We start from the raw sequence: 24,147 nt of genomic DNA on the forward strand, positions 1-24,147 counted from the left end.
ATTTGTCCTGACAAGCTCAAGAATACGAGATTTTTTCTCTAGAATTGCCCGGCCTGAGAGGGGAATGGTAAAGTTAGATAAGAAAATTAAAGATGGTGTGATTAAAGTGAAATTTGCTGCTAGTACCTATTTTTCCCTGCTGCGCCATTGTGCCGTTCCTTTGTTGTCGATCGCCACTTTTACGCCAATTCTCTTAACTTATTTAGCCAAGGAAAAACCAGAAACCCCGCAACCCCAGGCAAATCTAGAGACTGCTGCCTTTCCTTCCCCTATTATCCCATCTCCGATCGCCCCCTTAACCGCGCCATCGCCGAAACTAGCGCCCTCTCCCCAATCTTCTGCGATTCCAAAATCAGCACCCTCTCCTCAGTCTTCCCTCTCAGCGCCGAAAAAATTAGCGCCATCGGTTCATTCCCCTAATACTTCCCCCAATACTTCCCCCGCTGCCGCAGCCAAACCGGTAACTAGACAACCCTTAGCGGTTCCCGCTAATTATACGCCGCCGGCCATAGAAATTCGCGTGGCGATCAAAAGGGATGTGGCCAGTGTTTTGATTGGAGTTAACGGACCGGCGGTGATCACCGATCGCCAAGGTGGCGGTTTAAAAACGATTACCACTAACGAGGGTTTACCGGTCATTCCAGGTGCCAATGGCTTAAAAATGGGCGATTTATCGCTGCCAGAGGTGATTTTTGTGCAGCCCACCAGTGCCGATGGTTTAGTTTATGTGGATGATGGTTGGTATCGGGGCAAAGTGCTGCTTGTTGCGCAAGGCGATCGCTTGTTAGTGGTCAATCATGTTAATTTAGAGGCCTATCTCTATAGTGTGGTGGGTAGTGAAATGCACTCCACCGCGCCAATGCACGCTTTAAAGGCACAAGCGATCGCCGCCCGTTCCTACGCCCTAGTACATATAATCCGCCCCGCTAATGCTTGGTTTCATCTGGGCAATAGCCAACGCTGGCAGGTATATAAAGGCATTCGCTCGGAGTATCAATCGACTCACCAAGCGGTTAATGCCACTGCTGGGCAGATTCTCAGCTATAAAGGGGGTGTAGTCGAGTCTCTTTATGCTGCCACCGATGAAATTGTCGCTTGGGCCCACGGTGGTCGCGGTATGAGTCAAACTGGGGCTTATAAATTAGCGGAAAAAGGCCTAGATTATCAACAAATTCTCGGTAATTATTATCCCGGAGTTGGTTTAGCCCGTCTAGTTCTACAAAATTAGATTGATTGGCTTTCTCGATCGCTGGTGCTAGGCTGTTGACTATAGCAGGGAGAAATAGTTGAGCATTTGTACTAAAATTCCCAACAGCTTGCCGACCTGTTTCTTCTAGTTGATAACTGAAAACTCAAATCTGATCACTGATAACTGATAACTGATCACTGATAACTGAAATGCAGACCATAGCAGATTTCTAGTAACCGTATTACAATAAACTTTCAAAATGCTATAGCAGTAAATCTCTCTATGAATAGCCCCTTTCTCGACTACCTCAACGGCCCCAAGCATCCCGTCCTCGTCTTTGATGGGGCGATGGGAACTTCCCTACAAAGCCAAAATCTGACGGCCGAGGACTTTGGTGGGGCAGAATACGAAGGTTGTAACGAGTATCTTGTCCATACTAAACCTAGCGCCGTAGCGAAAGTCCACGAAGCTTTTTTAGCCGTGGGTGCGGATGTGATTGAAACCGACACCTTTGGGGGAACCTCGATAGTTTTAGCCGAGTACGATTTAGCCGATCAAGCCTATTATCTCAACAAAACCGCCGCCGAACTGGCCAAGGCTTGCGCTAATAAATACTCTACCCCCGAAAAACCCCGTTTTGTGGCGGGTTCCATGGGGCCGGGGACAAAACTGCCCACTTTGGGTCATATTGACTTTGATACTCTCAAAAATGCCTATGTGGAACAGGTAGAGGGTCTGTACGATGGCGGGGCAGATTTATTATTAGTAGAAACCTGTCAGGATGTCCTGCAAATTAAAGCGGCTTTAAATGCTATTGAAGAAGTATTTCAGCAAAAAGGTCAACGATTGCCCCTCATGGTTTCGGTGACGATGGAAACCATGGGAACGATGTTAGTAGGAACGGAAATTAACGCCGTTGTCTCTATTTTACAACCCTATAAAATCGATATTTTGGGACTTAACTGCGCCACTGGTCCCGATTTAATGAAACCCCATATTAAATATCTCTCGGAAAATTCCCCTTTTATTGTTTCTTGTATTCCTAACGCTGGTTTACCGGAAAATGTCGGCGGTCAAGCGCACTATCGCCTCACTCCCGTAGAATTAAAAATGGCTTTAATGCACTTTATCGAAGATTTGGGAGTACAAATTATCGGCGGTTGTTGTGGTACTCGTCCCGACCATATTCAAGCTTTAGCGGAACTATGTCAAGGTTTAACTCCGAAATCTCGTCATTATCATTATGAACCCTCCGCCGCTTCTATTTATAGTACCCAACCCTATATTCAAGATAATTCTTTCCTGATTGTCGGGGAAAAATTAAACGCCAGTGGTTCTAAAAAATGTCGGGAACTTCTCAATGCTGAAGACTGGGATAGTTTAGTATCTATGGCGAAAGCGCAGGTAAAAGAAGGGGCGCATATTCTCGATGTCAACGTCGATTATGTGGGCCGGGATGGGGTGCGCGATATGCACCAATTAGCCTCTCGTTTAGTTAATAATGTCACCCTACCTTTAATGTTAGATTCCACCGAATGGGAAAAAATGGAAGCGGGGTTAAAAGTAGCGGGGGGTAAATGTATCCTCAACTCTACTAACTACGAAGACGGGGAACCGCGTTTTTATCAAGTCTTGGATTTAGCGAAAAAATACGGCGCGGGGGTAGTAATTGGAACCATTGATGAAGAAGGAATGGGACGCACTGCCGAGAAAAAATTCCAGATAGCTAAACGGGCCTATTATGCGGCGATAGAATACGGAATTCCTCCCTACGAAATCTTTTTTGATCCTTTAGCTTTACCGATTTCTACCGGTATCGAAGAAGACCGAGAAAATGGCAAGGCTACTATCGAAGCAATGGGCCGAATTCGCCAAGAATTGCCAGAATGTCACATTCTTTTAGGTGTGTCTAATATCTCCTTTGGCTTGAATCCGGCAGCGCGTCAGGTATTAAATTCCGTCTTCCTCAACGAAGCGATGCAGGTGGGGATGGATGGGGCAATCGTCAGCGCTAATAAAATTCTTCCTCTGGCAAAAATTGAACCAGAATATCAGCAAGTTTGTCGGGATTTAATCTATGATAATCGTCGTTTTGATGGCGATATATGTGTTTATGATCCCCTGACCAAATTAACCGAATTATTTGCGGGGAAAACTACTAAAAAAGACCCCTCTAGTAATGCTAATTTACCCGTGGAGGAACGATTAAAACAGCATATTATTGATGGGGAAAGATTGGGACTGGAAGACGCTTTGAATCAAGCTTTACAGGACTATCCACCCCTAGATATTATTAATATTTTCCTCTTGGATGGGATGAAGGTAGTGGGTGAGTTATTTGGTTCGGGACAAATGCAGTTACCTTTTGTTCTCCAATCTGCCCAAACTATGAAAGCAGCTGTTGCTTTTTTAGAACCCTTTATGGAGAAAAAAGAGGGGGATAATAATGCCAAAGGGACTTTTATTATCGCAACAGTTAAAGGGGATGTTCACGATATTGGTAAAAATTTAGTTGATATTATCTTGACAAATAACGGCTATAAGGTGATTAATTTGGGCATTAAACAACCCGTAGAAAATATCATCGAAGCCTACAAAGAACATAAAGCCGATTGTATCGCTATGAGCGGTTTATTGGTGAAATCAACGGCTTTTATGAAGGAAAATCTGGAGGTTTTTAACGAAAAAGGAATCACCGTTCCCGTTATCCTTGGCGGGGCAGCTTTAACTCCCAAATTTGTCCATGATGACTGTCAAAAAACCTACAAGGGACAGGTTATCTATGGTAAAGATGCCTTCTCTGACCTGCATTTTATGGATAAATTAATGCCCGCTAAAGCTGGGGGTCAATGGGATGATAGCAAAGGCTTTTTAGCGGAGTGTGCCGAGACAGAAAAAACCCCGGTTGTCGCCGAAGAATTAGAGGTTAATCCCGATACTATTTTTACCGATGGCAGCGTGGACAAAGAATTAGTTATTGATACCCGTCGTTCGGAAGCGGTGGAAGTTAATATTCCCCGACCAACACCGCCCTTCTGGGGTACTAAAATATTAACAGCAGCAGAAATTCCCATCGAGGAGGTTTTCTGGTATTTAGACCTACAAGCTTTATTTGTCGGTCAATGGCAATTCCGCAAACCCAAAAGCCAATCGAAGCCAGAATACGACCAGTTTTTACAGGAAAAAGTTCATCCAATTCTAGCAGCATGGAAAGAGAAAATTGTCAAGGAAAATTTACTAAACCCCACATTAATTTATGGTTATTTTCCCTGTCAGTCGTCCGGTAATTCCCTGTTAATTTACGATCCCGAATCGATACAAGCGGGCGAAAAACCCGAAAATCTGCAACCGATCGCCATTTTTGAGTTTCCTCGCCAGAAATCCGGTCGTCGTCTCTGTATTGCTGACTTTTTCGCCCCGCAGGAATCCGGTATTATCGACGTTTTCCCGATGCAAGCAGTGACAGTGGGGGAAATCGCCACGGAATACGCTAAATCTCTCTTTGATGCCAACCAATACACCGAATACCTCTATTATCACGGCATGGCTGTCCAAACCGCCGAAGCCATGGCCGAATGGACCCACACCCGCATCCGTCGCGAGTTAGGTTTCGCAGAGTTCGATCCCGATAATATCCGCGATATACTACAACAGCGTTACCAGGGTTCTCGCTATAGTTTCGGCTATCCCGCTTGTCCCAATATTCAGGACCAATACAAGCAACTAGATCTGTTAGGATGCGATCGCATTGGGATGTCTATGGACGAAAGCGAACAATTGTACCCAGAACAATCCACCACCGCCATTATCACCTATCACCCCACCGCTAAATACTTTAGTACCTAATCAGTTATCAGTGATCAGTGATCAGTTATCAGGTGTGAGTTATCAGTGATTCAGTTATCAGGTGTGAGTTTTTATCGGTAAAACCCTACACCCCACACCCGTTACAGTAGAGCAGGAAGTCGCCTTCCCACCCCCTGCTTCAAAACCGGACTTACGACTTTCGCCGTATCCGGCTCCTGAGTAACTAGGCTACTGTCATTAGTAGAATAATAATGGGAATTATTATTTCCTTGTCTATTCAACCCTCTTGGCTGTATCCCCACCAGACAAGATTGTTGGTTTTAGGGCGTATATGACCGTTGATTGTTGCTTAGACTTCCTAGTTACCCGTCCTTTGTCAGCATATCTTTGATATTACTCAAAGCCTTGGCTTTTAAGGACATCCTCTCCCTCTATTGACTTGCGGATGGTTTCCTACTGCCCCGAACGGGCAGAGTCAATCAGGGTTACTTCGTTCCCTATAACCATTGGTTGAACCCTTAGGATGATACTGTCCACAACAGAGTAACGGGAATGCCTTACTGATAGTGGTATGAGCTATCAGCCCCAACTCTGTTAACTTTTGTTTCGAGCCTGTCAGCCTTTTGGCTCGTGGGTGTTGACGATGGTTAATTCGTATCTTCGCCCCAGGGCTATCCATAGGTTCTGGCTCAACGGGTTTCTGATTTAGGCTATCAGATACCGCTTTTTTTTCCTCGCTCACTACCTCAGATGTACCAAGTCTAAAGCAGCAGGAAATGCCGTCACTCTAGGCATCTAGAGGACAGGACTAAGGTTATTACTAACCCGCACCTGTAGGGTTATAAAGTTATCAAGGTACTACATTTACCAAGCGGCTAATCCTCTAAACGTCTTACTGTCTAGTTTCTAGCCAACGAATCGCACCACACCCCACACCCTACACCCGTTACAGTAGAGCAGGAAGTCGCCTTCCCACCCCCTGCTTCAAAACCGGACTTACGACTTTCGCCGTATCCGGCTCCTGAGTAACTAGGCTACTGTCATTAGTAGAATAATAATGGGAATTATTATTTCCTTGTCTATTCAACCCTCTTGGCTGTATCCCCACCAGACAAGATTGTTGGTTTTAGGGCGTATATGACCGTTGATTGTTGCTTAGACTTCCTAGTTACCCGTCCTTTGTCAGCATATCTTTGATATTACTCAAAGCCTTGGCTTTTAAGGACATCCTCTCCCTCTATTGACTTGCGGATGGTTTCCTACTGCCCCGAACGGGCAGAGTCAATCAGGGTTACTTCGTTCCCTATAACCATTGGTTGAACCCTTAGGATGATACTGTCCACAACAGAGTAACGGGAATGCCTTACTGATAGTGGTATGAGCTATCAGCCCCAACTCTGTTAACTTTTGTTTCGAGCCTGTCAGCCTTTTGGCTCGTGGGTGTTGACGATGGTTAATTCGTATCTTCGCCCCAGGGCTATCCATAGGTTCTGGCTCAACGGGTTTCTGATTTAGGCTATCAGATACCGCTTTTTTTTCCTCGCTCACTACCTCAGATGTACCAAGTCTAAAGCAGCAGGAAATGCCGTCACTCTAGGCATCTAGAGGACAGGACTAAGGTTATTACTAACCCGCACCTGTAGGGTTATAAAGTTATCAAGGTACTACATTTACCAAGCGGCTAATCCTCTAAACGTCTTACTGTCTAGTTTCTAGCCAACGAATCGCACCACACCCCACACCCTACACCCCACACCCTACACCCTACACCCCACACCCCACACCCTACACCCCACACCCTACACCCGTTACAGTAGAGCAGGAAGTCGCCTTCCCACCCCCTGCTTCAAAACCGGACTTACGACTTTCGCCGTATCCGGCTCCTGAGTAACTAGGCTACTGTCATTAGTAGAATAATAATGGGAATTATTATTTCCTTGTCTATTCAACCCTCTTGGCTGTATCCCCACCAGACAAGATTGTTGGTTTTAGGGCGTATATGACCGTTGATTGTTGCTTAGACTTCCTAGTTACCCGTCCTTTGTCAGCATATCTTTGATATTACTCAAAGCCTTGGCTTTTAAGGACATCCTCTCCCTCTATTGACTTGCGGATGGTTTCCTACTGCCCCGAACGGGCAGAGTCAATCAGGGTTACTTCGTTCCCTATAACCATTGGTTGAACCCTTAGGATGATACTGTCCACAACAGAGTAACGGGAATGCCTTACTGATAGTGGTATGAGCTATCAGCCCCAACTCTGTTAACTTTTGTTTCGAGCCTGTCAGCCTTTTGGCTCGTGGGTGTTGACGATGGTTAATTCGTATCTTCGCCCCAGGGCTATCCATAGGTTCTGGCTCAACGGGTTTCTGATTTAGGCTATCAGATACCGCTTTTTTTTTTCCTCGCTCACTACCTCAGATGTACCAAGTCTAAAGCAGCAGGAAATGCCGTCACTCTAGGCATCTAGAGGACAGGACTAAGGTTATTACTAACCCGCACCTGTAGGGTTATAAAGTTATCAAGGTACTACATTTACCAAGCGGCTAATCCTCTAAACGTCTTACTGTCTAGTTTCTAGCCAACGAATCGCACCACACCCCACACCCTACACCCAAGAAAAACTTTTTGCCTTTTGCCGCAAACCCTAATTAGGGCAGCCATTCCAGTAAAATTCCTAGGGAGCTATCTTTACGGGCGCGGGAATTTTGGGCTTGAATATCGGCGGCTAAACGTAAATTAGAGGTAATCGCATAACCAACCGAAAGAGTAGTCAATCCCACCTCGTTAGCACCCCCCGGTGAGATAAAACTCTGACTGACGGTGATATCTGCTGCCCCCGTGCGAGAAAGGGCTAATTTGAGCTTTAATCCTAAGTTAAGCCCATCGGTGCTGTAATTTCCTGTCTGAATGTAACGATAGCCCACCATGGGAGCCAGATTGACATAATCACCCAAAGGGAGGAGATAGTATTGTAAATTTGCTCCTATTGCCGTCCTTTTGCCGTTAAAAGCCGTCTGATAATCGCCGCTTAGGGTTAAACTGGTTTGACCGAAAAACACATCTTCTACCCCCAAAATCACGCCACTGGAATTATCGGTAGAAGGAAACTCTGCATATCCTAAACGGATACGAGTGCGAAAACTAGGATCGCGGCGAATATCTTCGGCGATATCGGGTATTTTTTCTAACCAACGCTCTAAAACTGGGCTTTCTTGCCGAATTTTCGGGTCTAAGTCTAACTCCGTTTCTGCCCACACCGGACCAATCGCCCCCCATAATAAACCAAGAGCGATCGCATTTACAGAACAGCAAGAGAGCTTAAACATGATCTGCATTATAATCAAAAAAGATTCAGATTCCCCGCTATTCTTGAGAGGACGGGGGGCAGTAGGAGCAGCAATAGTGGTTAGAATATTAAAACTTTCGCAATTAAGTAGCGCAGAACGGGCAAAACTTCAGAAAAGAGCCGAGTTAGATATTGATAACGCCCTCAAAGTCGCTCAAACGGTCATAGAAACCATCCGCGAACGGGGGGATGCCGGCGTTGTGGACTATGTGCGGCGTTTTGACTACGAAGGTGCGACGGTAGAAAATATCAAAGTCAGCGAGGCAGAATTTGAGCGGGCTTTTCATTTAATTGAACCGGAAGTAAAAACTGCCATTGAACAGGCTTTCCGGAATATTCAAGAGGTACATCGTCGCCAAATGCCAGAAGAAACACTACTGGCAGAAATTGAAACCGGTGTCTTTGCCGGCGAAAAAATCTCTCCTATCCCCAATGTGGGTTTATACGTTCCCCGGGGCCGCGGTGCTTTTCCCTCGATGATGTTAATGTTAGCCATCCCGGCAATGGTGGCAGGAGTGGAAAGAGTTGTCGTTTGCACTCCCCCCGATAAACAGGGCAACGTGGAACCCGTTTCTCTGGTGGCGGCGCAGATGGCTGGAGTCAGAGAAATTTATAAATTAGGGGGCGTACAAGCGATCGCCGCTTTGGCTTTGGGAACAAAAAATATCAAAAGGGTTGACAAAATTACCGGTCCGTGCAGCGTCTATGGGGCGGCGGCCAAGCGGTTACTGTTCGGTACTGTGGATGTGGGTTTGCCGGCCGGTCCAAGTGAGTCGATAGTTTTGGCCGATGAGTCCACCGATGCCCGTTTAGCGGCCTTGGATTTATTAATTGAAGCGGAACACGGGGCGGATTCGGCGGCTTTATTAGTCACCCACTGTGAAGATTTGGCGATCGCTGCTAGTGAATATGCACAGGAATACCTGCAAAAACTCCCGGATTGGCGACGGGAATTCTGTGAGGCGGGTTTAGCCGCCTATGGGGGCATAATTTTAACCGATAGTTTGCAGCAATCCCTCGATTTTGTCAATGAGTACGCCCCGGAACATCTAGAGGTTTTAGTTAGTAATCCTTTTGCCATTCTGGGCAAGATTAAAAATGCTGGCGAAATTCTCCTGGGAAATCATACTCCTTCCTCTATGGCTACCTACGCCATCGGAGTCAATGCTGTGCTGCCGACGGGAAGTTTTGCCCGTTCCTATTCGGCGGTTTCGGTTTATGATTTTCTCAAGCGCTCCACTTTGGCTTATGTCACCCCTGAAGGCTTTGAAAAGTTAAAAGAAACCACGAAAACTTTAGCCGAGTACGAAGGTTTTCCCGCCCATAAATTAGCAATTCAACACAGGGAAATTTTACTCTAAATAGGGTTTGCGGCAAAAAGTTTTTCGTGGGGGCAGGGTGTGGGGTGTGGGGTGTGGGGTGTAGGGTTTTACCGATTTTCATCTGGTCAATTACCTAATTTTCAGGGAAAAAGTACCTGAATTTTCCCCCCGCTCACTCCCACGGCCGGTACTTTTGGATTGACAAAAAGTCTAAAAGTCTTATCCAGCAAGGTTTTTAGATTTATTCAGCAAGCCCTAAATACAGGGAATAGGAAACGGGGAATAACTTAGATATGTAGGCAAGCTTATTTTTTAAATTCAGTACAGCTGGTTCTTCGTTACTTGGTATGGTTCGATAGGGGGGCATAAATCGACTAAATCCTTATCTGGCAAGAGACTTAATTGATTAGTTCGCTCTAGATAAAAAACAATTGACAAAAATCGCTAAATGCCTTTCTATATAAGGGTTCCATCCCTTACAACCCCCCTCTATTGCATAACACAAACCGAAGAGCCATCCTCCTCCTGTTGCGGAAAAATTAAGAAAGTTAAGGCAACAAAGAAAAGCAGTCAAACAAGTAAATGAGTCTGAAATATCTCTTAGATGAAAATGTTGATCCTCTCTATGGGACTCAACTAAGAAGACTCAAGCCTGATTTAGTTATTAGAGTCATTAAATCTGTTGAGTAACGCACAGAAAACGGGTTTCTCCGAGAAACCCGTTTTCTACTCATGCAAGAGGCAAAGGGGGAATAAATAATCAGTCTTTAATAACCGGATTTAGTATCACGGGTCGCTTGCATGATGTCGTTGGTTGTTAGACGGCTAGTTGCTTTGCCACGGATAGCGGCAATCAGTTGCTTTCCCCGGCTTAGGGTTCTAGGCTTGCGAATTTGCAAGATATCCCCAATCACTTCCAGCTGGATTTCTGTACCGGGTAACAACCCAAGCTTTTCTTGAATATCAGGGGGAATAGTGATTTGTCCGTTAGGGCTAATTTTCATGGTGTTTTTCTGCATATACTAACAAATAATCGGAAGATTCAGTGCCACTGGCTGCTTGACCCCCCCCAAACGTTTACCTGGGAATAACTCTGATTTATTATCCTGTATCCTATCTGGTACTATGATAAGAGCAGAGAATCAGGCAAGCATTTTATGAAAAAAGTAATTGTTATTTTAATTCTGGGTTTTCTGAGCGAACAAATATCAATAAAATCACCAATTTCTGGCAATCAAACCCTCAATAATTTAGCCGTAGCTAACAACAATAATCGTCCCACTCCCCAGAAAAAACCTAGTCCTTCTCCACAGTTTCGGTGCGATGGTAGAACTCACTGTTCCCAGATGACCTCCTGTGCAGAAGCGACTTTTTTCTTGAGAAATTGCCCCAATGTCAAAATGGATGGAGACGGTGATGGAGTTCCCTGTGAAAGTCAATGGTGTGGAAAAAAATCCTCAGAAAAATGTTTGGAAAGTTCTCAAAATAACTAATTTTGGTTCCTCACCCCAATTCTCTCATTTAAAGAATCGGGGTAGAAACAATTAAGAAGCAGTAATCACGGGAGAATTAAGATATTGATAATTCCAGTCCGATTGTTGCCAAACGCGACCATCAAGGGCAATTTGTTCGATTAAACTAGCTAATCGTAAAGCTTTTAAAGCTTGTTCCCCACCGACAGAAGGTTGGTCCCCACCGCGCACACAATGAACAAAATGTTCTAATTCCGCGTGTAGAGGTTCAATATTGCTGGTATAAACTTTTTCAATTAAACCATCTTGACGGTAGAGAACTTGACCGTAATCGGTGCTATAGTTAGCGGTGGTTTGCCGGTGAATGAGGATTTCATTATTGAGAAAATCCGCTTCCGTGAGAGAATTTTTACAGTGGGCTGCTAAACGGCGAATCTTGCGATGAGTCACCTTACTAGCGGTTAAATTAGCCACTACTCCATTACTAAAACCAAGGGTTGCAGTGACATAATCGAGATAACCGGAATCAGTGGCAGCGCGACTACCACTAGCGGTTAATTTCACCACGGGAGCGGAGACTAATTCTAAAATTAAATCTATATCGTGGATCATTAAATCTAACACCACCGACACATCATTAGCGCGTTGGGAATAGGGACTCATGCGATGGGATTCAATCGCTAAAATCTCCTCGGTTTTCAAGACCTTCGATAACTCTTGGAAAGCGGGATTAAAACGCTCGATATGACCCACTTGCAGAATACAATCGTGATCGGCTGCCGCATTGACTAAAGATTCCGCTTCACTAATACTAGCGGCGATCGGTTTCTCGATCAAGGTATGTACTCCCCCTTGCAGACAGTCCATCCCGACTCGATGGTGTAACCGCGTGGGGACAGCGATACAAACCGCATCTACCCTAGGTAAGAGATCTAAATAATTTTCAAAAAAACGGACTCGGTATTTACTGGCAGTTTCCAGTCCCTTTTCGACGTTGACATCGGCCACCCCGACGAATTCCACGTCTTTTAATAAACTCAGGATGCGACTATGGTGTTGTCCCATGTTACCGACCCCGATAATCCCGACTTTAATCGGTTTGAGTTGATTTCTGTTACCCGGAAAGTTTGCTGGTTGATTGGACATGAATTTTAGACTCCTGTGTTCACACTCCCCACACCACTTGATTAGATTAATCAAGCTGATTTTGTCGATTAATTACCAAGATGGTATCATGGTTATCCAGATTCTGACACGATGTCGGTGTCAATGGGAGTTCTGAGAAGATTTTCTGATTTCATCTCGCGGTTTTTACTCCCACATGCTTATCAAAACATCGTCCCTTAGTAGCGAGGACTACATTCAGCTAAATTTTAACTATGGACAATTCAACGGATTTTAACTCCTTACGGGGATTAAGTGTTTTTTTGCTAGGAATGATGGGATCTGGCAAATCCACCCTGGGAGAGTTGCTTTCCCGACGGTTACAATATCGTTTTTTTGATACAGATATATTAATAGAAAGGGTCGCGGGAAAGAAAATCAGGGAAATTTTTGTCGACGAGGGAGAAGCGACTTTTCGGGAGTTAGAAACCCAAGTTTTAGCCGAATTATCCTCTCTGACTAAAACTGTGATTGCCACCGGGGGAGGGATGGTTTTAAAACCGATGAATTGGAGTTATCTTCGTCACGGTTTAATGATTTGGTTAGATGTTCCCCTAGAAATCTTGGTTAAACGTTTAAAACAAGATACCTCTCGTCCCTTGCTTCAGTCCACTGATTTAGACAGTAAACTGGAATTATTATTAGAACAAAGACGAGGACTTTATGCAGAAGCAGATCTTCGGATTGTTGTTTCTGACCTAGATACACCTACTGATATCGTTGAGAAAATTTTAACAGCAATACCGACGGTGATTAAAGATTTTCATCCAGAAAGGGATCATAACTAATGATAGCAGCTTCAATTTTTGATTTACCTGAACTAATTCCTGACCGAGAAATTCTGGAAATTTTGGCCCAAAGTCAGGCTATTCGTCTGGAAAGAATTATTTCCACCGGTCAAACCACTCCCAGGGGTCAATGGTACGATCAATCTGAGTTTGAATGGGTGATTTTATTACAGGGATTCGCTGAGATTAGTTATGAGGATGGCAGCCAAGTTAATCTGCAAGCAGGGGATTATCTGCTGATTCTTCCTCACCAAAAACATCGCGTCGAATTTACTAGCAATAATCCCCCTTGTATTTGGTTAGCTATCCATTATCGCTAGTAAAATATAGTTTCTAACTAGGGTCTGCTGAATAAATCTAAAAACCTTGTTGGATAAGACTTTTGGACTTTTTTCCCCTCAAAAAGTGCCAGCCATTGGAGTGATCGGGGGTAAAATTCAGGTACTTTTTCCCTGAAAATTAGGTAACTGACTACCTCAAAATCGGTAAAACCCTACACCCTACACCCTACACCCCACACCCTGCCCCCACCAACAAACTTTTTCAGCAGACCCTAACTATTGCCAGCGATCGAATAAATCGGTTAAAACTAGATTAGAAAACAAAAAACCTTCGGGGTCGCTTAATCTTACCCTGCTATCCCCCTCAATTATTACTAAATTACGCTGTTTATGCGGCTCTAAGACCTCTAAAATTGCTTTTTTGATTTCCGAGCCAAAATTAGCTTCAATTGCGGGCAAACTCACACCTTCTGCTAACCTTAACCCTAGCATTAAGGTTTCGAGAAGATCATCAATCAAGCTATTTTTCTCCACGTCAATCTGACAGCCTTCTTTTACCCAAGCGAAATAGTCGCGACTTTTGCGCGGACGGGTAAAACGTTGTTGATGAAGATAACTAGCAGCCCCCATACCAAAGCCGTAATAGGGACGATTTTCCCAGTAAACCCGATTATGTCGGCATTGATAACCCGGTTTGGCATAGTTAGAAATCTCGTAATGTTGATAACCGGCTAAAGCTAGTTTTTCACCGGCTAAAACATACATTTTTGCCGTGGTTTCATCATCGGGTAAGGGTTTTTTCCCCGGTTGATACTGTTTACCGAAAGGAGTAACCGCCTCTAAGACCAAATCGTAACAGGAAAGATGGGCCGGTTGCAGTTTGATCGCTTTTTCTAGGGAATTTTCCCAATCTGTCAGGGTTTGTTGTGGCAATCCTGAAATCAAATCCAAACTATAGTTAACTATTCCCAATCCCTGAATTAATTCCACTGCCTGATAGATATCCTTAACAGTATGCGATCGACCGGAAACCTGTAATAATGGTTCTTGAAAAGCCTGTACTCCTAAACTAACCCGATTGACTCCTGCGCTAAGATAACCCTGTAATTGTTCTAAACTAAAGGTAGCCGGATCAATCTCCATAGAAATCTCTATATCGGCCGCAAAATCAAACTTTTTAGCTAAAGTATCCAGAATCGATCCTAATAATTCCACCGGTAATAGGGAAGGAGTCCCCCCCCCAAAAAAAATTGTTTCTAGGGGTTTCCCCGTCCCCTGACTAAGGCTAATTTCTTCCTGTAATATTTCCACATACTCCACCACAGGGGGAAAAGTCGCCGGATTGGTGCGATTACCAAGGACAAAAATCGGGAAATCGCAGTAAAAACAGCGCCGACGACAAAAGGGAATATGAATATAAACCGAGGTTACGGGGTGAAAATAGGACATTAAAGCGCAGGGAATAGAACTGGACGTTGACCTACTTCAGGGTGATGGTCTGCATGACTAATCTCGATTGTCAACCGCGTCCCCTGCGAAAGCGGTGTAATTATTACCAGAGTTCGCAGTGAGGACGATCTAAATACGGTTTTCGGTTCTACTGTTTTCTCAAGGATATAGCCCCTAAGCCGACAACCGCTAACAAACCCACAATTGATGAGGGTTCGGGAACCGTGGGGACAGCGAATACAGTAAACACGGGTGGCCCGTCACTGTTCGTGTCAGTAGCCGCACGAAAACCGAAGACATCCCCGATATTGACATTAAGGGATACGGGTGCGGCACTGAAGTCCCCGTCTTGAGTCGCTAGGGGAGTATAGGTCCCGTTGAGAAGATAACCCGCCGAGTCAAATCCAGGAGTATCTAGGGTAAAGTAGCTCCAGTTAAAGAGAATATTACCGGCCCTAGAAGCGTTGATGGGGATAGTCCAATCGGTTGTACCGGCTGAATTGCTCCCGTTATTGCCACCAGCTAGGACAATTGTACCAGTAGCGGCATTGGTGGTGTCCACTGACCCATCGGCATTGGTATTAGTTAATGTCCAATTACTCGGGGCGAAAGGACCGGTAAAGCTAAAGGCGATGGCTTTGTTCGGAAGTGTGGACAATATCCCCAGAGTAATGGACGTGGCTAGGCCGAGGCTCAGAACGGGATGATAGTTCGCAGGTTGACTTTTATCTCGCATATTCCAAAGAGGTTGTTTATTGGGAATGCGATCTCTTCTTAACCAAGAGCGTCGAAGAAATAGTTATTGGAGACCAATAATCCTGTGGATAAGGTTCCGACCATTCCTGTCACTTCAATGAAAAGATCGCTTGCCGCATTATAGCCGGAAATATTGTCATTGACAGCGAGATAACTGCGACGGGTTGTAGTAGTGGCACCAAAGCTAAAGAAGACCGCCTGATTTACCCCTAACGTTTGCATTCCGGGGGTGTTGGGATCGGCATCGGCGTAGGCGAGGTTTACCGCTTCGGTTAGATTGGCGGCGCTGATAATCCCCGCGTTGAAGGTAGCGTCTGGAGTCGTGACTAGGTAGATGCGATCGCCTTCATCGGGGTTAAAACTCCGCAGGCGATCGGGATTGGCAAACAGAGAGTCGGTAAAGTTCTGGTAAACAAAGGTATCGGCCCCCGTGCCACCAGTAAGGACATCTTTGCCGGGGCCACCGTTCAGGATATCATCGCCGGCACCGCCATTTAGGTTGTCATCGCCTTCCCGCCCGTTGATAATGTCATTATCGTCACCCCCGGCAAAAACATCATTACCGCTAGTACCGACAAAAGTGGGCAGTGCATTTACATCATCATTTAGGATCGTGACATTACCTCGATCGGTTCCGAGAATCGCTCCGTTTGGGTTAGTGAGGTTAACCGAGAAACTTTCATCGAATTCGAGACCCGTATCCCCCACAATCGGGATATCTAGGGTTAGGGCCGTAGTACCGGGATGGAAAGTTAAAGTACCATTGGTGGCGGTATAGTCGGAACCAGCGATCGCTGGATGATTTCCCGTACCATCTTGGGTAGCGTAATCTACGGTTACGATGCGCGTGCTAGGAATCGAAAGATTGACTGTTAGACGCACCGCGTGACTATCACTATTTTCTTCGGCAACAGAGGAGCTTGTGATACTGAATCTCGGTGAGAACTGGTTAGCTGCACCGTCGAGGAAGCCTTGATCTTGGGTAATCACAGAGTCTAAGGCAACAGCATCCAAGGCCTCATCCGGGATACCTACTCGAATGGCGGCATCGATAGCGGCTTGAACTTGATCGGGGGGTAAATCGTCTAGGGTGATTCGAGGGGGAGAAGGAGCGTCAGGCGAGGGGGTATCGAACAGGGATTCGCTCTGACGCACCCGCCAGCTATCAGCCCATACTCCGTGCAATTGCTCCCAACTGGGATCAGCTGGTAATAAAGTCCCATCCCGCAGAGCGAAGTCATTAGAGCGATTACCATCTCCATTCCCCAGAAATCCTTGCATCAGACCTACTCGTTCGTAGGAAGGAAGAACAGTTATGTTGATATGATTGCCATTGTCCCAAGCGATAAGTCTATCATCGTCAGCCGTATAGAGCCTCCTGTCTGCTCCAGCATAAATTAAGGTATAGACATTATCTTGTCGCTGGATTAGAGAGTTACCAACGGTGAGGAATTGGCCACTGGTTAATGTCATTTTAGCCCCGTCAATTTTGAGTTTTTTGTCTGGCTCAAAATCTTGATCGAATATAATTTTGTAACCTTCGGTTTGTGTCGAAAAAGCGGTGTTTACAGAAACTCTAGAATCGTAGAACCAAGGTTCTTGACGAGTTTGAATTTGCCAACCATCAACAGTGGACTTAACGAGAATAAAGTCGCCTACGGATTGCTGATGAAACCAAGAATCAACGCCAGGTTTTTGATCGACTCGGCGATCAAAATTGAGAAAATGTACATCTCCCCAAGCATCACCTATAAGGCTCCGAATGGGTATTATTTCCTCATAAGATAAACCCCCTAGATCTGTAGTTCTGACTCGAATACTAAAGTCAAACGGATCTTGGGTGTTTAAGAGTGCGTTAGTTTTGAGTTGATTTCCCACAAGAATAAATCGGCTGTTATCCCTGTCACCCAGTCCAGATATTAAGCTATAAGTAAAGGCATCACCAACATCAGGATCTACAGTGCTAAAGTTCCCTAATAGTGTGCCAATTGGGAGATTCCCAACAGCAGGTATTTTGGTGAGAAGAATATCTGTAGGATAGTCGTTATTGAGGATAGTGCCAGTAACCGCGGTGGTTGTACCAATATTATAATCTGTTCCTGTTACTAACGTCAAAGCCACGGTCTCATCGCCCTCAGTGATATTAGTATCTATCGTTGGGCTAACAGTTAAAGTCGCCGTTGGGGAATTAGCGGCAAAAGTGACCGTTCCAGATGTCCCCGTAAAACTGGTAGCACCCACTTGAGTATAATCAGTGTTAAAGGTTGCTGATCCACCGACAAGATAATTAACCGTAAGAGGATTCGTTTTTGTACCTGTACGAGTAAAGGTGTAAACTAGGTTTCCGCTTGCATTTTCACTAATGCTACTAGGTGAAACACTCAAGGAAATAGTAGGTTTCGGTGGCTGAATAAAAGTCGCTCCGTAAATTCCCCATCGTTTACCACTGCTGATCTGGGAGAAATCAAACCACCGAACTGCCGCACCATCCCAGGTATCATGACAGGCATATTGCCTGGTAGTTGCATCATAACCAATAGCAGTTACAAAATGATCTGTGCCACCATTACCATCCGTATCCACCAAAAATACCATGGGACGCGCATTATTGATTTCATTCACGAAGTCATCCCAAGTAAAACCCCCCCAGACTTCATTCCATGAATTAAACTGAGCATAACCTTGATAGTTTGTATACCCGATGATGGCATCATCCACATCGTCAAACCAAGACCATCCATAGTAATTACTGATACTACTCCAAGATGTTCTCATAAAGTCGGCTAGAGAATCACTAGAGTGAGCCCCACCGAAGACAGATCGATCCTGTAAAAGACCGGTATGTTCATCATCTCTTGGTAGAGAATAATCATTATAGTGGCCACTACTTGCAATAGCTTCGTTTACTTCATTTGTCTGAGTTGTACTATCTCCTGGAATTAAATTCGGAAAACCATTTCTGTCCCAGTAACCAATCACCATACCTGCTGCAGTTGGACCACAGCCATGATGCCAAATATACTCATATACACCTTGAATTAAAGTGGGTGTTCCTAGAGAAACTTCTCGCACCGTATTAGATAAGGACTGCTGGTTAGGGAAAGGACCACCAGCAGGCCCTATTGTGCCGGCATCATTATATATATAGGGGGTACCGCTGATAGGCATTACAAATTGTATGTCATCAGCCAAAGAATCCGGATAAGGCCCAGAAATAGAAATGAGCGGCAGTGGCGGTGGCGGTTCAATAATCGTTCCTGTTGCTGAATAATTGATGCCGATACCATAACCAGAATTATCAGGAGTCTCCAAAATTCTTAAGGTTACGGTTTCATCGGATTCTGCATTATTATCAGCATAAGGGTTGACGGTGACGGTAGTTGTTTCTGACCATTCCCCAAAGTGAACATAAAAAGCATCACCGTATTGAGGATGACCAAAGTTGATCCCTGTTTGTGAGTAATCACTATAATTAGATGCCGTCCCTTCAATACTTATTAAAACATCTAAAGCATTAGTGATATTCCCAGTTCGGCTGAAGGTAAACACTAGCTTATCTGCGCCATTTTCGGTAACACTTTCAGGAGATACAGCAACAGAAATAATCGGTTGTTCATCTGAGAGCGGATTGAACGATAAATTATTGCTTAAATCATCCGATAAACTATAAACAGGAAACAAAGAGATAGTATTCATAATTTCCCCCGTCTTTCTTCTCGAAAAAAATACCGATAGCGGTTTTCCCGTGAACGAGGCATCTATAAAAGGTTAAAAAATCCCCCCGACGAGAATCGGGTTGTCCCCATTCTTATTGGCAACCACTATTCCTAACTGACTGCGGAAGCTCAAAAACACTTCAACCGCAATCCCACCCCACAAGGAAGGCTCTAGAAAACTCCACTACCCGTGACTAGCATCATCGAGCTTTCGCCTATCTATTCTCTCACCATAAAACTCTCATCTACCGATGGCTTAACCGTGACTCGATCCACCATCTCGAATTTATCGTAGAATCGCCCTCAGTAGGCAGACCTGAGGGAGGTCAACGGGACACAAAGGGTTAGAAGTCAGAAATCAAAAGGGTTTCAAGATGTCCGACATTCCACACTTGATCGCGTTTGACACTCGATCGCATCGACCTACCTATGTACAATTTCATTGTAATGAGCCAATGAGTAATTATACTGCATTGTTTACAAAAATTCTTATCAGGAAAATCAAGAAGGATGCCCTACAAATCGAACTTGGTTGAGATGAAAAACCCTGTAATAACTATTCTGCCTATCTAGACTAGACAACCAAGGCTAAAAACTCAAATTAATGCTATTTTACCCTAATTTCTGCCTTTTTATGGGCTAAGAGCGACATATATGCTTTTTGCCGCCAAACCACTCCCTTATCCTACTGTGATTTCGTTTATCTTCGTTAAGATGTATTATGGCTGGGGAGAACATCTCCTAGAATGAAGGCAACTTTCCCTACACAAATTAGGAGAACCCCACAGATATAATATAAAAGCATCCATACTCATTATTTTCTACCGTCATTCCCCTCTATCCCCTCTGGTATTATCCCCATGCTTGATGCAGTCATAATTTTACTATTCGTCTTCGCTATTGCCAGTATTGGTTATAGTGGTGTGGACTTGCTGCCGGTTGCTGTCCAGTCGCAAATCAGCAATATTGAAGCTTTACGCTGGTTATCGGCGGGTTTTGCCTCAATTATTGGTTTAGCTCTTGGTTTAGTTGCCCAAACTACCTATCGTCGTCTAGAAACCCAAGTAAGACAAACTCCGATCGAAGTTATTTTAACCCGTTCCGTCGGTCTAGTTATCGGTTTGTTAATTGCTAATCTGATCCTAGCTCCGATTTTCTTCCTACCGATTCCCAGAGAATTCTCGTTTGTTAAGCCGATAATCGCCATTTTAGGCAGTGTTATGTTTTCCTATCTGGGGGTTAGTTTAGCAGATACCCACGGTCGCACTTTTTTGCGTCTGATTAACCCCAATAGTATGGAATCAATTCTAGTGGCAGAGGGAACCCTGCAAGCTGCCGCCACCAAAGTTGTTGACACCAGTTGTATTATCGATGGTCGTATCGAACAATTGTTAGACACGGGATTTATCGAAGGACAGATACTAATCCCCCAATTTATCCTTCAGGAATTGCAACAGTTAGCGGATGGCAGTAACGACCAAAAACGAGTCAGAGGAAGACGAGGATTAGATATCCTAAACCGGATGCAGCAAGAATTCCCCGAGCGTATTATCATTCATCCGGCCGATTATGAGGATATTAGCACCGTAGATGCTAAATTAGTCCATCTTGCCCAAGAAATTAACGCCACCTTGCTCACTAACGATTATAATCTCAGTAAAGTGGCCAATCTGCAAAAAGTCACCATCTTGAATGTCAACGATCTCGCCCAAGCAGTACGCCCGATCTACTTGCCCGGGGATACTTTGGATCTAAAAATTCTCAAAGCAGGAAAAGAACCCACCCAAGGCATTGGTTATCTAGAAGATGGCACGATGGTGGTGGTAGAAGAAGGAAAAGATTATCTAGGGGGAGAATTGCGGGTAGTGGTGACATCTGCACTGCAAACCTCGGCCGGACGGATGATTTTTGCTAAACCCCAAAATTCCCTAATTGCCTAAAGGTAATAAAACCCAAAAAAGCCTCAAATACAGAGCCAGAGGGGATTGTATTTGAGGAATTTCATTTTTTAAGGGAAGTTAAGTCACCAATCGAACTATCTAGGGTTTGCTAAAAAAGTTTTTCCTGGTGGCAGGGTGTGGGGTGTAGGGTGTGGGGTGTGGGGTTTTACCCATTTTCAGGTGGTCAATTACCTAATTTTCAGGGAAAAAGTCCAGGAATTTTCCCCCCAATCACTCCAAAGGTCGGCACTTTTTGAGGGAAAAAAAGTCTAAAAACCTTGTTGGACAAGGTTTTTAGATTTATTCAGCAAACCCTATCTAGCCAATTTATATCTAATTAGGCTGGTTTATTGATTACAGCCATGGACTGACGAGCAAAACCGAAATAACTATCCCAGAATTGTTTCTGACTATCGAGGGCAACTTTGGTGGCGGTTTCTTGGGCGGTTAGATAGGATTTCACCCATTCTTGTTGATATTCGAGGGATTTAACCAAAGTTTCTGGAAACTCAAACACTGGTGTAGTCGTGGGAAGACCATTACCCCAAGCGGACAGAAGCATTTTCTGCCATTCGGCTAGGTATTTTTGGTATTCTTCAAGATAATTGGTGTTCATAGAAGTCAAACCGCTAACTAGCCCATCTGGAAGGAGATGGTGAGAAAGTGGGGCGGTGTTGCCACCTTCTCGAAAGCAAAAACCGTGACGAGATAAAATATAATATTCTATCCCTTCCTTGATTATAACCTGAGTTTGCGATCAGCCCCAATCTTTATGCGATCGCCCTAGGCTGGCCCTATTTTTTGGTGACTCGGAACTGACGCTAAAATAATCCTACTCTAGCCATTTTCTCCCAACTATGATCGATCGCCCTATTCATGTAATTGGTGGAGGATTAGCGGGGACTGAGGCGGCGTGGCAGATAGCCCAAGCAGGTATTCCCGTGATCCTGCACGAAATGCGCCCAATTCGCTCTAGTCCCGCCCACCATAGCCAATTTTTAGCCGAATTAGTCTGTAGTAACTCCTTTGGTGCCATGGCGGTGGATCGCGCCACCGGGTTACTCCATGAAGAATTACGACGCTTAAATTCTCTAGTTATTGCCCAGGCCGATCAGCACAGTGTCCCCGCAGGAGGGGCTTTAGCGGTCGATCGAGGGGTCTTTAGTCGAAATTTGACGGAAATCTTGGCTAACCACCCTCTAGTCACCTTAAAACGTCAGGAGATCACGGAAATTCCCCGGGATGGTATCGTCGTTTTAACCACTGGACCGTTAACCAGTGCTGCTTTGGCCGCAGATCTGCAAAATTTTGCCGGCCTGGACTATCTGAGCTTTTTTGATGCCGCTAGTCCGATTATTCTAGGGGAATCGATCGATCGATCGATCGCTTTTCTGGCCTCCCGTTACGATAAAGGTGAGGCCGCCTATCTCAATTGTCCTATGGATCGGGAACAATACCTGCACTTCTGGCAAGAACTAAAACAGGCAGAACAAGCAGAATTAAAGGATTTTGAGCGAGAAAATGCCAAATTTTTCGAGGCTTGTCTGCCAATCGAAGAATTAGCCAGTCGGGGAGAGGATACCATGCGTTTTGGTCCCCTGAAACCGGTGGGATTAGCGGATCCCAGATATCCGGATCAACGTCCCTACGCAGTTATACAGTTGCGAATGGAAGATAAAGCGGGGCAATTGTGGAATATGGTGGGATTTCAAACTAATTTAAAATGGGGTGAACAAACACGGGTTTTCCGTCTGATTCCGGGGTTAGAAAAGGCCGAATTTGTCCGCATGGGGGTGATGCACAAAAACACCTTTATTAATTCTCCCCAGTTATTATCCTCCAGTCTCCAGTTTAAATCGCGACCGACGCTATTAGCGGCAGGACAGTTAATCGGCACGGAAGGCTATACGGCTGCGGCTGCTGGGGGATGGTTAGCGGGAACTAATGCCGCTCGTTTAGCTTTAGGATTAGAAACGGTGACATTGCCAACCACAACGATGATGGGGTCATTATTTGAGTTTATCAGCAGTGCCGAACCGAAACATTTTCAACCGATGCCACCAAATTTTGGCATTTTGCCGAATTTTACCAGAAAAATCCGCAATAAACGGGAACGTTACGGTCAATATGCCGATCGCTCTTTGCAGGATTTAGAAGCATGGATGAATCAGTTAAAAACTCCCTGTCTCGTCTAACTGTCAATCGCTAAATCGATCGCCCATAATAGAGAAGGAAACTATTTCTTTCTCTATCGCTATGCCAAACCCCGATTTTTTCCCTCCCCAATCCTACAGTCAAGAGGATGTGCAGGAAATTCTCTATTTGGCTATCTCCCGTCAAGGGGATAAGGGAGAAATTACCCGTCAACAGTTGTTAGAAATTGCCGACGATTTAGCTATTGAAGTTAAAGACTTAGAAGCGGCGGAAAAGGACTGGCAAGAGTCAAAAATGGTCAGTTATAAACGGCAAGAATTCGATCGCTTTCGTCGCGAGGAGCTAAAAAATAAAACCGTTCGCTATCTGATTATTAATAGTTTTTTTATTATCATTAATTTAATTAGTGCGGGAACAATTTCTTGGGCAATTTATCTGCTTTTGCTGATGGGTTTACCTCTTTCTCTCTCGGCTTGGAAAACTTTTCAAAATCAAGGAATTGCCTACGAAGAGGCATTTAAACGCTGGAAAATTAAAGAGGAAATGAAAGAGTCTTTTACCAATCTTTGGACACAAGTTAAAAAGTTTTTACAGTTTTAATAGTGTTGCCAAATTAAGCCTTTTTTGTTTTTGTGAACCACAGAGACACAAAGGACACAAAGTTGGGCTTTTCACAACTACTTAAGTAGCTGGTTATAATTAAATTAAAAATGAATTTTAGGTTCGATCCCCCCTGCCCCCCTTGATAAGGGGGGTGCCGA

Annotated in this window: 17 protein-coding genes; 10 read left to right on the plus strand and 7 right to left on the minus strand. The window is 44.7% G+C overall.

Annotation, left to right across the window (positions count from 1 at the left end; all coding sequences use genetic code 11):
- The first annotated feature begins 64 nt into the window (after positions 1-64).
- Positions 65-1,228, plus strand: coding sequence for a SpoIID/LytB domain-containing protein (locus MAE_RS09350; RefSeq protein WP_012265355.1), 1,164 nt, complete (start codon positions 65-67; stop codon positions 1,226-1,228).
- A gap of 243 nt (positions 1,229-1,471) precedes the next feature.
- Positions 1,472-5,035 (plus strand): methionine synthase, encoded by a 3,564-nt coding sequence (metH, locus tag MAE_RS09355; protein WP_012265356.1) that lies wholly within the window; start codon positions 1,472-1,474, stop codon positions 5,033-5,035.
- A gap of 2,611 nt (positions 5,036-7,646) precedes the next feature.
- On the opposite strand, the gene MAE_RS09360 is transcribed toward metH, so the two are convergent.
- On the minus strand, positions 7,647-8,333 hold the full coding sequence (locus MAE_RS09360) for a hypothetical protein (protein WP_041803978.1): 687 nt from the start codon (positions 8,331-8,333) through the stop codon (positions 7,647-7,649).
- A 67-nt stretch (positions 8,334-8,400) separates the two neighbouring features.
- On the opposite strand from MAE_RS09360, the gene hisD reads away from it, so the two are divergent.
- Positions 8,401-9,705: a histidinol dehydrogenase gene (hisD, locus tag MAE_RS09365; protein WP_002798851.1), complete on the plus strand. Its 1,305-nt coding sequence runs from the start codon at positions 8,401-8,403 to the stop codon at positions 9,703-9,705.
- Positions 9,706-10,433: 728 nt separating this feature from the next.
- Here hisD and MAE_RS09370 read toward each other — a convergent pair.
- Positions 10,434-10,685, minus strand: a complete 252-nt coding sequence (locus MAE_RS09370) for an AbrB/MazE/SpoVT family DNA-binding domain-containing protein (protein WP_004266827.1) — start codon at positions 10,683-10,685, stop codon at positions 10,434-10,436.
- A 138-nt stretch (positions 10,686-10,823) separates the two neighbouring features.
- On the opposite strand from MAE_RS09370, the gene MAE_RS09375 reads away from it, so the two are divergent.
- Complete coding sequence (locus tag MAE_RS09375) at positions 10,824-11,159, plus strand: excalibur calcium-binding domain-containing protein (protein WP_012265359.1); 336 nt, start codon at positions 10,824-10,826, stop codon at positions 11,157-11,159.
- Positions 11,160-11,210: 51 nt separating this feature from the next.
- On the opposite strand, the gene MAE_RS09380 is transcribed toward MAE_RS09375, so the two are convergent.
- Positions 11,211-12,284: a Gfo/Idh/MocA family protein gene (locus MAE_RS09380; protein WP_012265360.1), complete on the minus strand. Its 1,074-nt coding sequence runs from the start codon at positions 12,282-12,284 to the stop codon at positions 11,211-11,213.
- Positions 12,285-12,517: 233 nt separating this feature from the next.
- Here MAE_RS09380 and MAE_RS09385 point away from each other — a divergent pair, with 233 nt between their 5' ends.
- Together MAE_RS09385 and MAE_RS09390 are read left to right on the plus strand one after the other, a co-directional pair.
- Positions 12,518-13,090, plus strand: coding sequence for a shikimate kinase (locus MAE_RS09385; protein WP_012265361.1), 573 nt, complete (start codon positions 12,518-12,520; stop codon positions 13,088-13,090).
- Positions 13,090-13,410 carry a cupin domain-containing protein gene (locus tag MAE_RS09390; RefSeq protein WP_012265362.1) on the plus strand — a complete coding sequence of 107 codons (321 nt, stop codon included), beginning with the start codon at positions 13,090-13,092 and terminating at the stop codon, positions 13,408-13,410. The genes MAE_RS09385 and MAE_RS09390 overlap by 1 nt, the downstream gene beginning before the upstream one ends.
- Before the next feature lie 237 nt (positions 13,411-13,647).
- Here MAE_RS09390 and hemW read toward each other — a convergent pair whose 3' ends face one another.
- The 3 genes from hemW to MAE_RS09405 form a co-directional block, all read right to left on the minus strand.
- Positions 13,648-14,820, minus strand: coding sequence for a radical SAM family heme chaperone HemW (hemW, locus tag MAE_RS09395; protein WP_012265363.1), 1,173 nt, complete (start codon positions 14,818-14,820; stop codon positions 13,648-13,650).
- Positions 14,821-14,968: 148 nt separating this feature from the next.
- Positions 14,969-15,478 (minus strand): PEP-CTERM sorting domain-containing protein, encoded by a 510-nt coding sequence (locus tag MAE_RS09400; protein ID WP_231859758.1) that lies wholly within the window; start codon positions 15,476-15,478, stop codon positions 14,969-14,971.
- Positions 15,479-15,594: 116 nt separating this feature from the next.
- Positions 15,595-19,272: a Calx-beta domain-containing protein gene (locus tag MAE_RS09405; RefSeq protein WP_041803980.1), complete on the minus strand. Its 3,678-nt coding sequence runs from the start codon at positions 19,270-19,272 to the stop codon at positions 15,595-15,597.
- A gap of 880 nt (positions 19,273-20,152) precedes the next feature.
- Between MAE_RS09405 and MAE_RS09410 the strand changes: the two genes are divergently transcribed.
- Together MAE_RS09410 and MAE_RS34045 are read left to right on the plus strand one after the other, a co-directional pair.
- Complete coding sequence (locus MAE_RS09410) at positions 20,153-21,232, plus strand: PIN/TRAM domain-containing protein (protein ID WP_012265369.1); 1,080 nt, start codon at positions 20,153-20,155, stop codon at positions 21,230-21,232.
- 135 nt (positions 21,233-21,367) lie between these two features.
- The gene (locus MAE_RS34045) at positions 21,368-21,505 is read left to right on the plus strand and encodes a hypothetical protein (protein WP_173351069.1); all 138 of its coding nucleotides are present in this window, start codon (positions 21,368-21,370) and stop codon (positions 21,503-21,505) included.
- A gap of 64 nt (positions 21,506-21,569) precedes the next feature.
- Here the strand turns inward: MAE_RS34045 and MAE_RS09415 are convergent, their stop codons facing one another.
- Positions 21,570-21,848, minus strand: coding sequence for a hypothetical protein (locus tag MAE_RS09415; RefSeq protein ID WP_002736942.1), 279 nt, complete (start codon positions 21,846-21,848; stop codon positions 21,570-21,572).
- A gap of 241 nt (positions 21,849-22,089) precedes the next feature.
- Between MAE_RS09415 and trmFO the strand changes: the two genes are divergently transcribed.
- Both trmFO and MAE_RS09425 read left to right on the plus strand, forming a co-directional pair.
- On the plus strand, positions 22,090-23,427 hold the full coding sequence (gene trmFO / locus MAE_RS09420) for an FADH(2)-oxidizing methylenetetrahydrofolate--tRNA-(uracil(54)-C(5))-methyltransferase TrmFO (protein ID WP_012265370.1): 1,338 nt from the start codon (positions 22,090-22,092) through the stop codon (positions 23,425-23,427).
- Between the two features lie 61 nt (positions 23,428-23,488).
- Positions 23,489-23,986 (plus strand): 2TM domain-containing protein, encoded by a 498-nt coding sequence (locus tag MAE_RS09425; protein ID WP_012265371.1) that lies wholly within the window; start codon positions 23,489-23,491, stop codon positions 23,984-23,986.
- Positions 23,987-24,147 lie beyond the last annotated feature (161 nt).

The sequence above is a fragment of the Microcystis aeruginosa NIES-843 genome (assembly GCF_000010625.1).
In the GTDB taxonomy this organism is placed as follows: domain Bacteria; phylum Cyanobacteriota; class Cyanobacteriia; order Cyanobacteriales; family Microcystaceae; genus Microcystis; species Microcystis aeruginosa.

Excerpts from the sequence above, each read along its gene's own strand:
- MAE_RS09350 (WP_012265355.1), top strand. The coding sequence starts at position 65 with ATGGTAAAGTTAGATAAGAAAATTAAAGATGGTGTGATTAAAGTGAAA.
- metH (WP_012265356.1), top strand. The coding sequence starts at position 1,472 with ATGAATAGCCCCTTTCTCGACTACCTCAACGGCCCCAAGCATCCCGTC.
- MAE_RS09360 (WP_041803978.1), bottom strand. The coding sequence starts at position 8,333 with ATGCAGATCATGTTTAAGCTCTCTTGCTGTTCTGTAAATGCGATCGCT.
- MAE_RS09370 (WP_004266827.1), bottom strand. The coding sequence starts at position 10,685 with ATGCAGAAAAACACCATGAAAATTAGCCCTAACGGACAAATCACTATT.
- MAE_RS09375 (WP_012265359.1), top strand. The coding sequence starts at position 10,824 with ATGAAAAAAGTAATTGTTATTTTAATTCTGGGTTTTCTGAGCGAACAA.
- MAE_RS09380 (WP_012265360.1), bottom strand. The coding sequence starts at position 12,284 with ATGTCCAATCAACCAGCAAACTTTCCGGGTAACAGAAATCAACTCAAA.
- MAE_RS09385 (WP_012265361.1), top strand. The coding sequence starts at position 12,518 with ATGGACAATTCAACGGATTTTAACTCCTTACGGGGATTAAGTGTTTTT.
- MAE_RS09390 (WP_012265362.1), top strand. The coding sequence starts at position 13,090 with ATGATAGCAGCTTCAATTTTTGATTTACCTGAACTAATTCCTGACCGA.
- hemW (WP_012265363.1), bottom strand. The coding sequence starts at position 14,820 with ATGTCCTATTTTCACCCCGTAACCTCGGTTTATATTCATATTCCCTTT.
- MAE_RS09405 (WP_041803980.1), bottom strand. The coding sequence starts at position 19,272 with ATGAATACTATCTCTTTGTTTCCTGTTTATAGTTTATCGGATGATTTA.
- MAE_RS09410 (WP_012265369.1), top strand. The coding sequence starts at position 20,153 with ATGCTTGATGCAGTCATAATTTTACTATTCGTCTTCGCTATTGCCAGT.
- MAE_RS09415 (WP_002736942.1), bottom strand. The coding sequence starts at position 21,848 with ATGAACACCAATTATCTTGAAGAATACCAAAAATACCTAGCCGAATGG.
- trmFO (WP_012265370.1), top strand. The coding sequence starts at position 22,090 with ATGATCGATCGCCCTATTCATGTAATTGGTGGAGGATTAGCGGGGACT.
- MAE_RS09425 (WP_012265371.1), top strand. The coding sequence starts at position 23,489 with ATGCCAAACCCCGATTTTTTCCCTCCCCAATCCTACAGTCAAGAGGAT.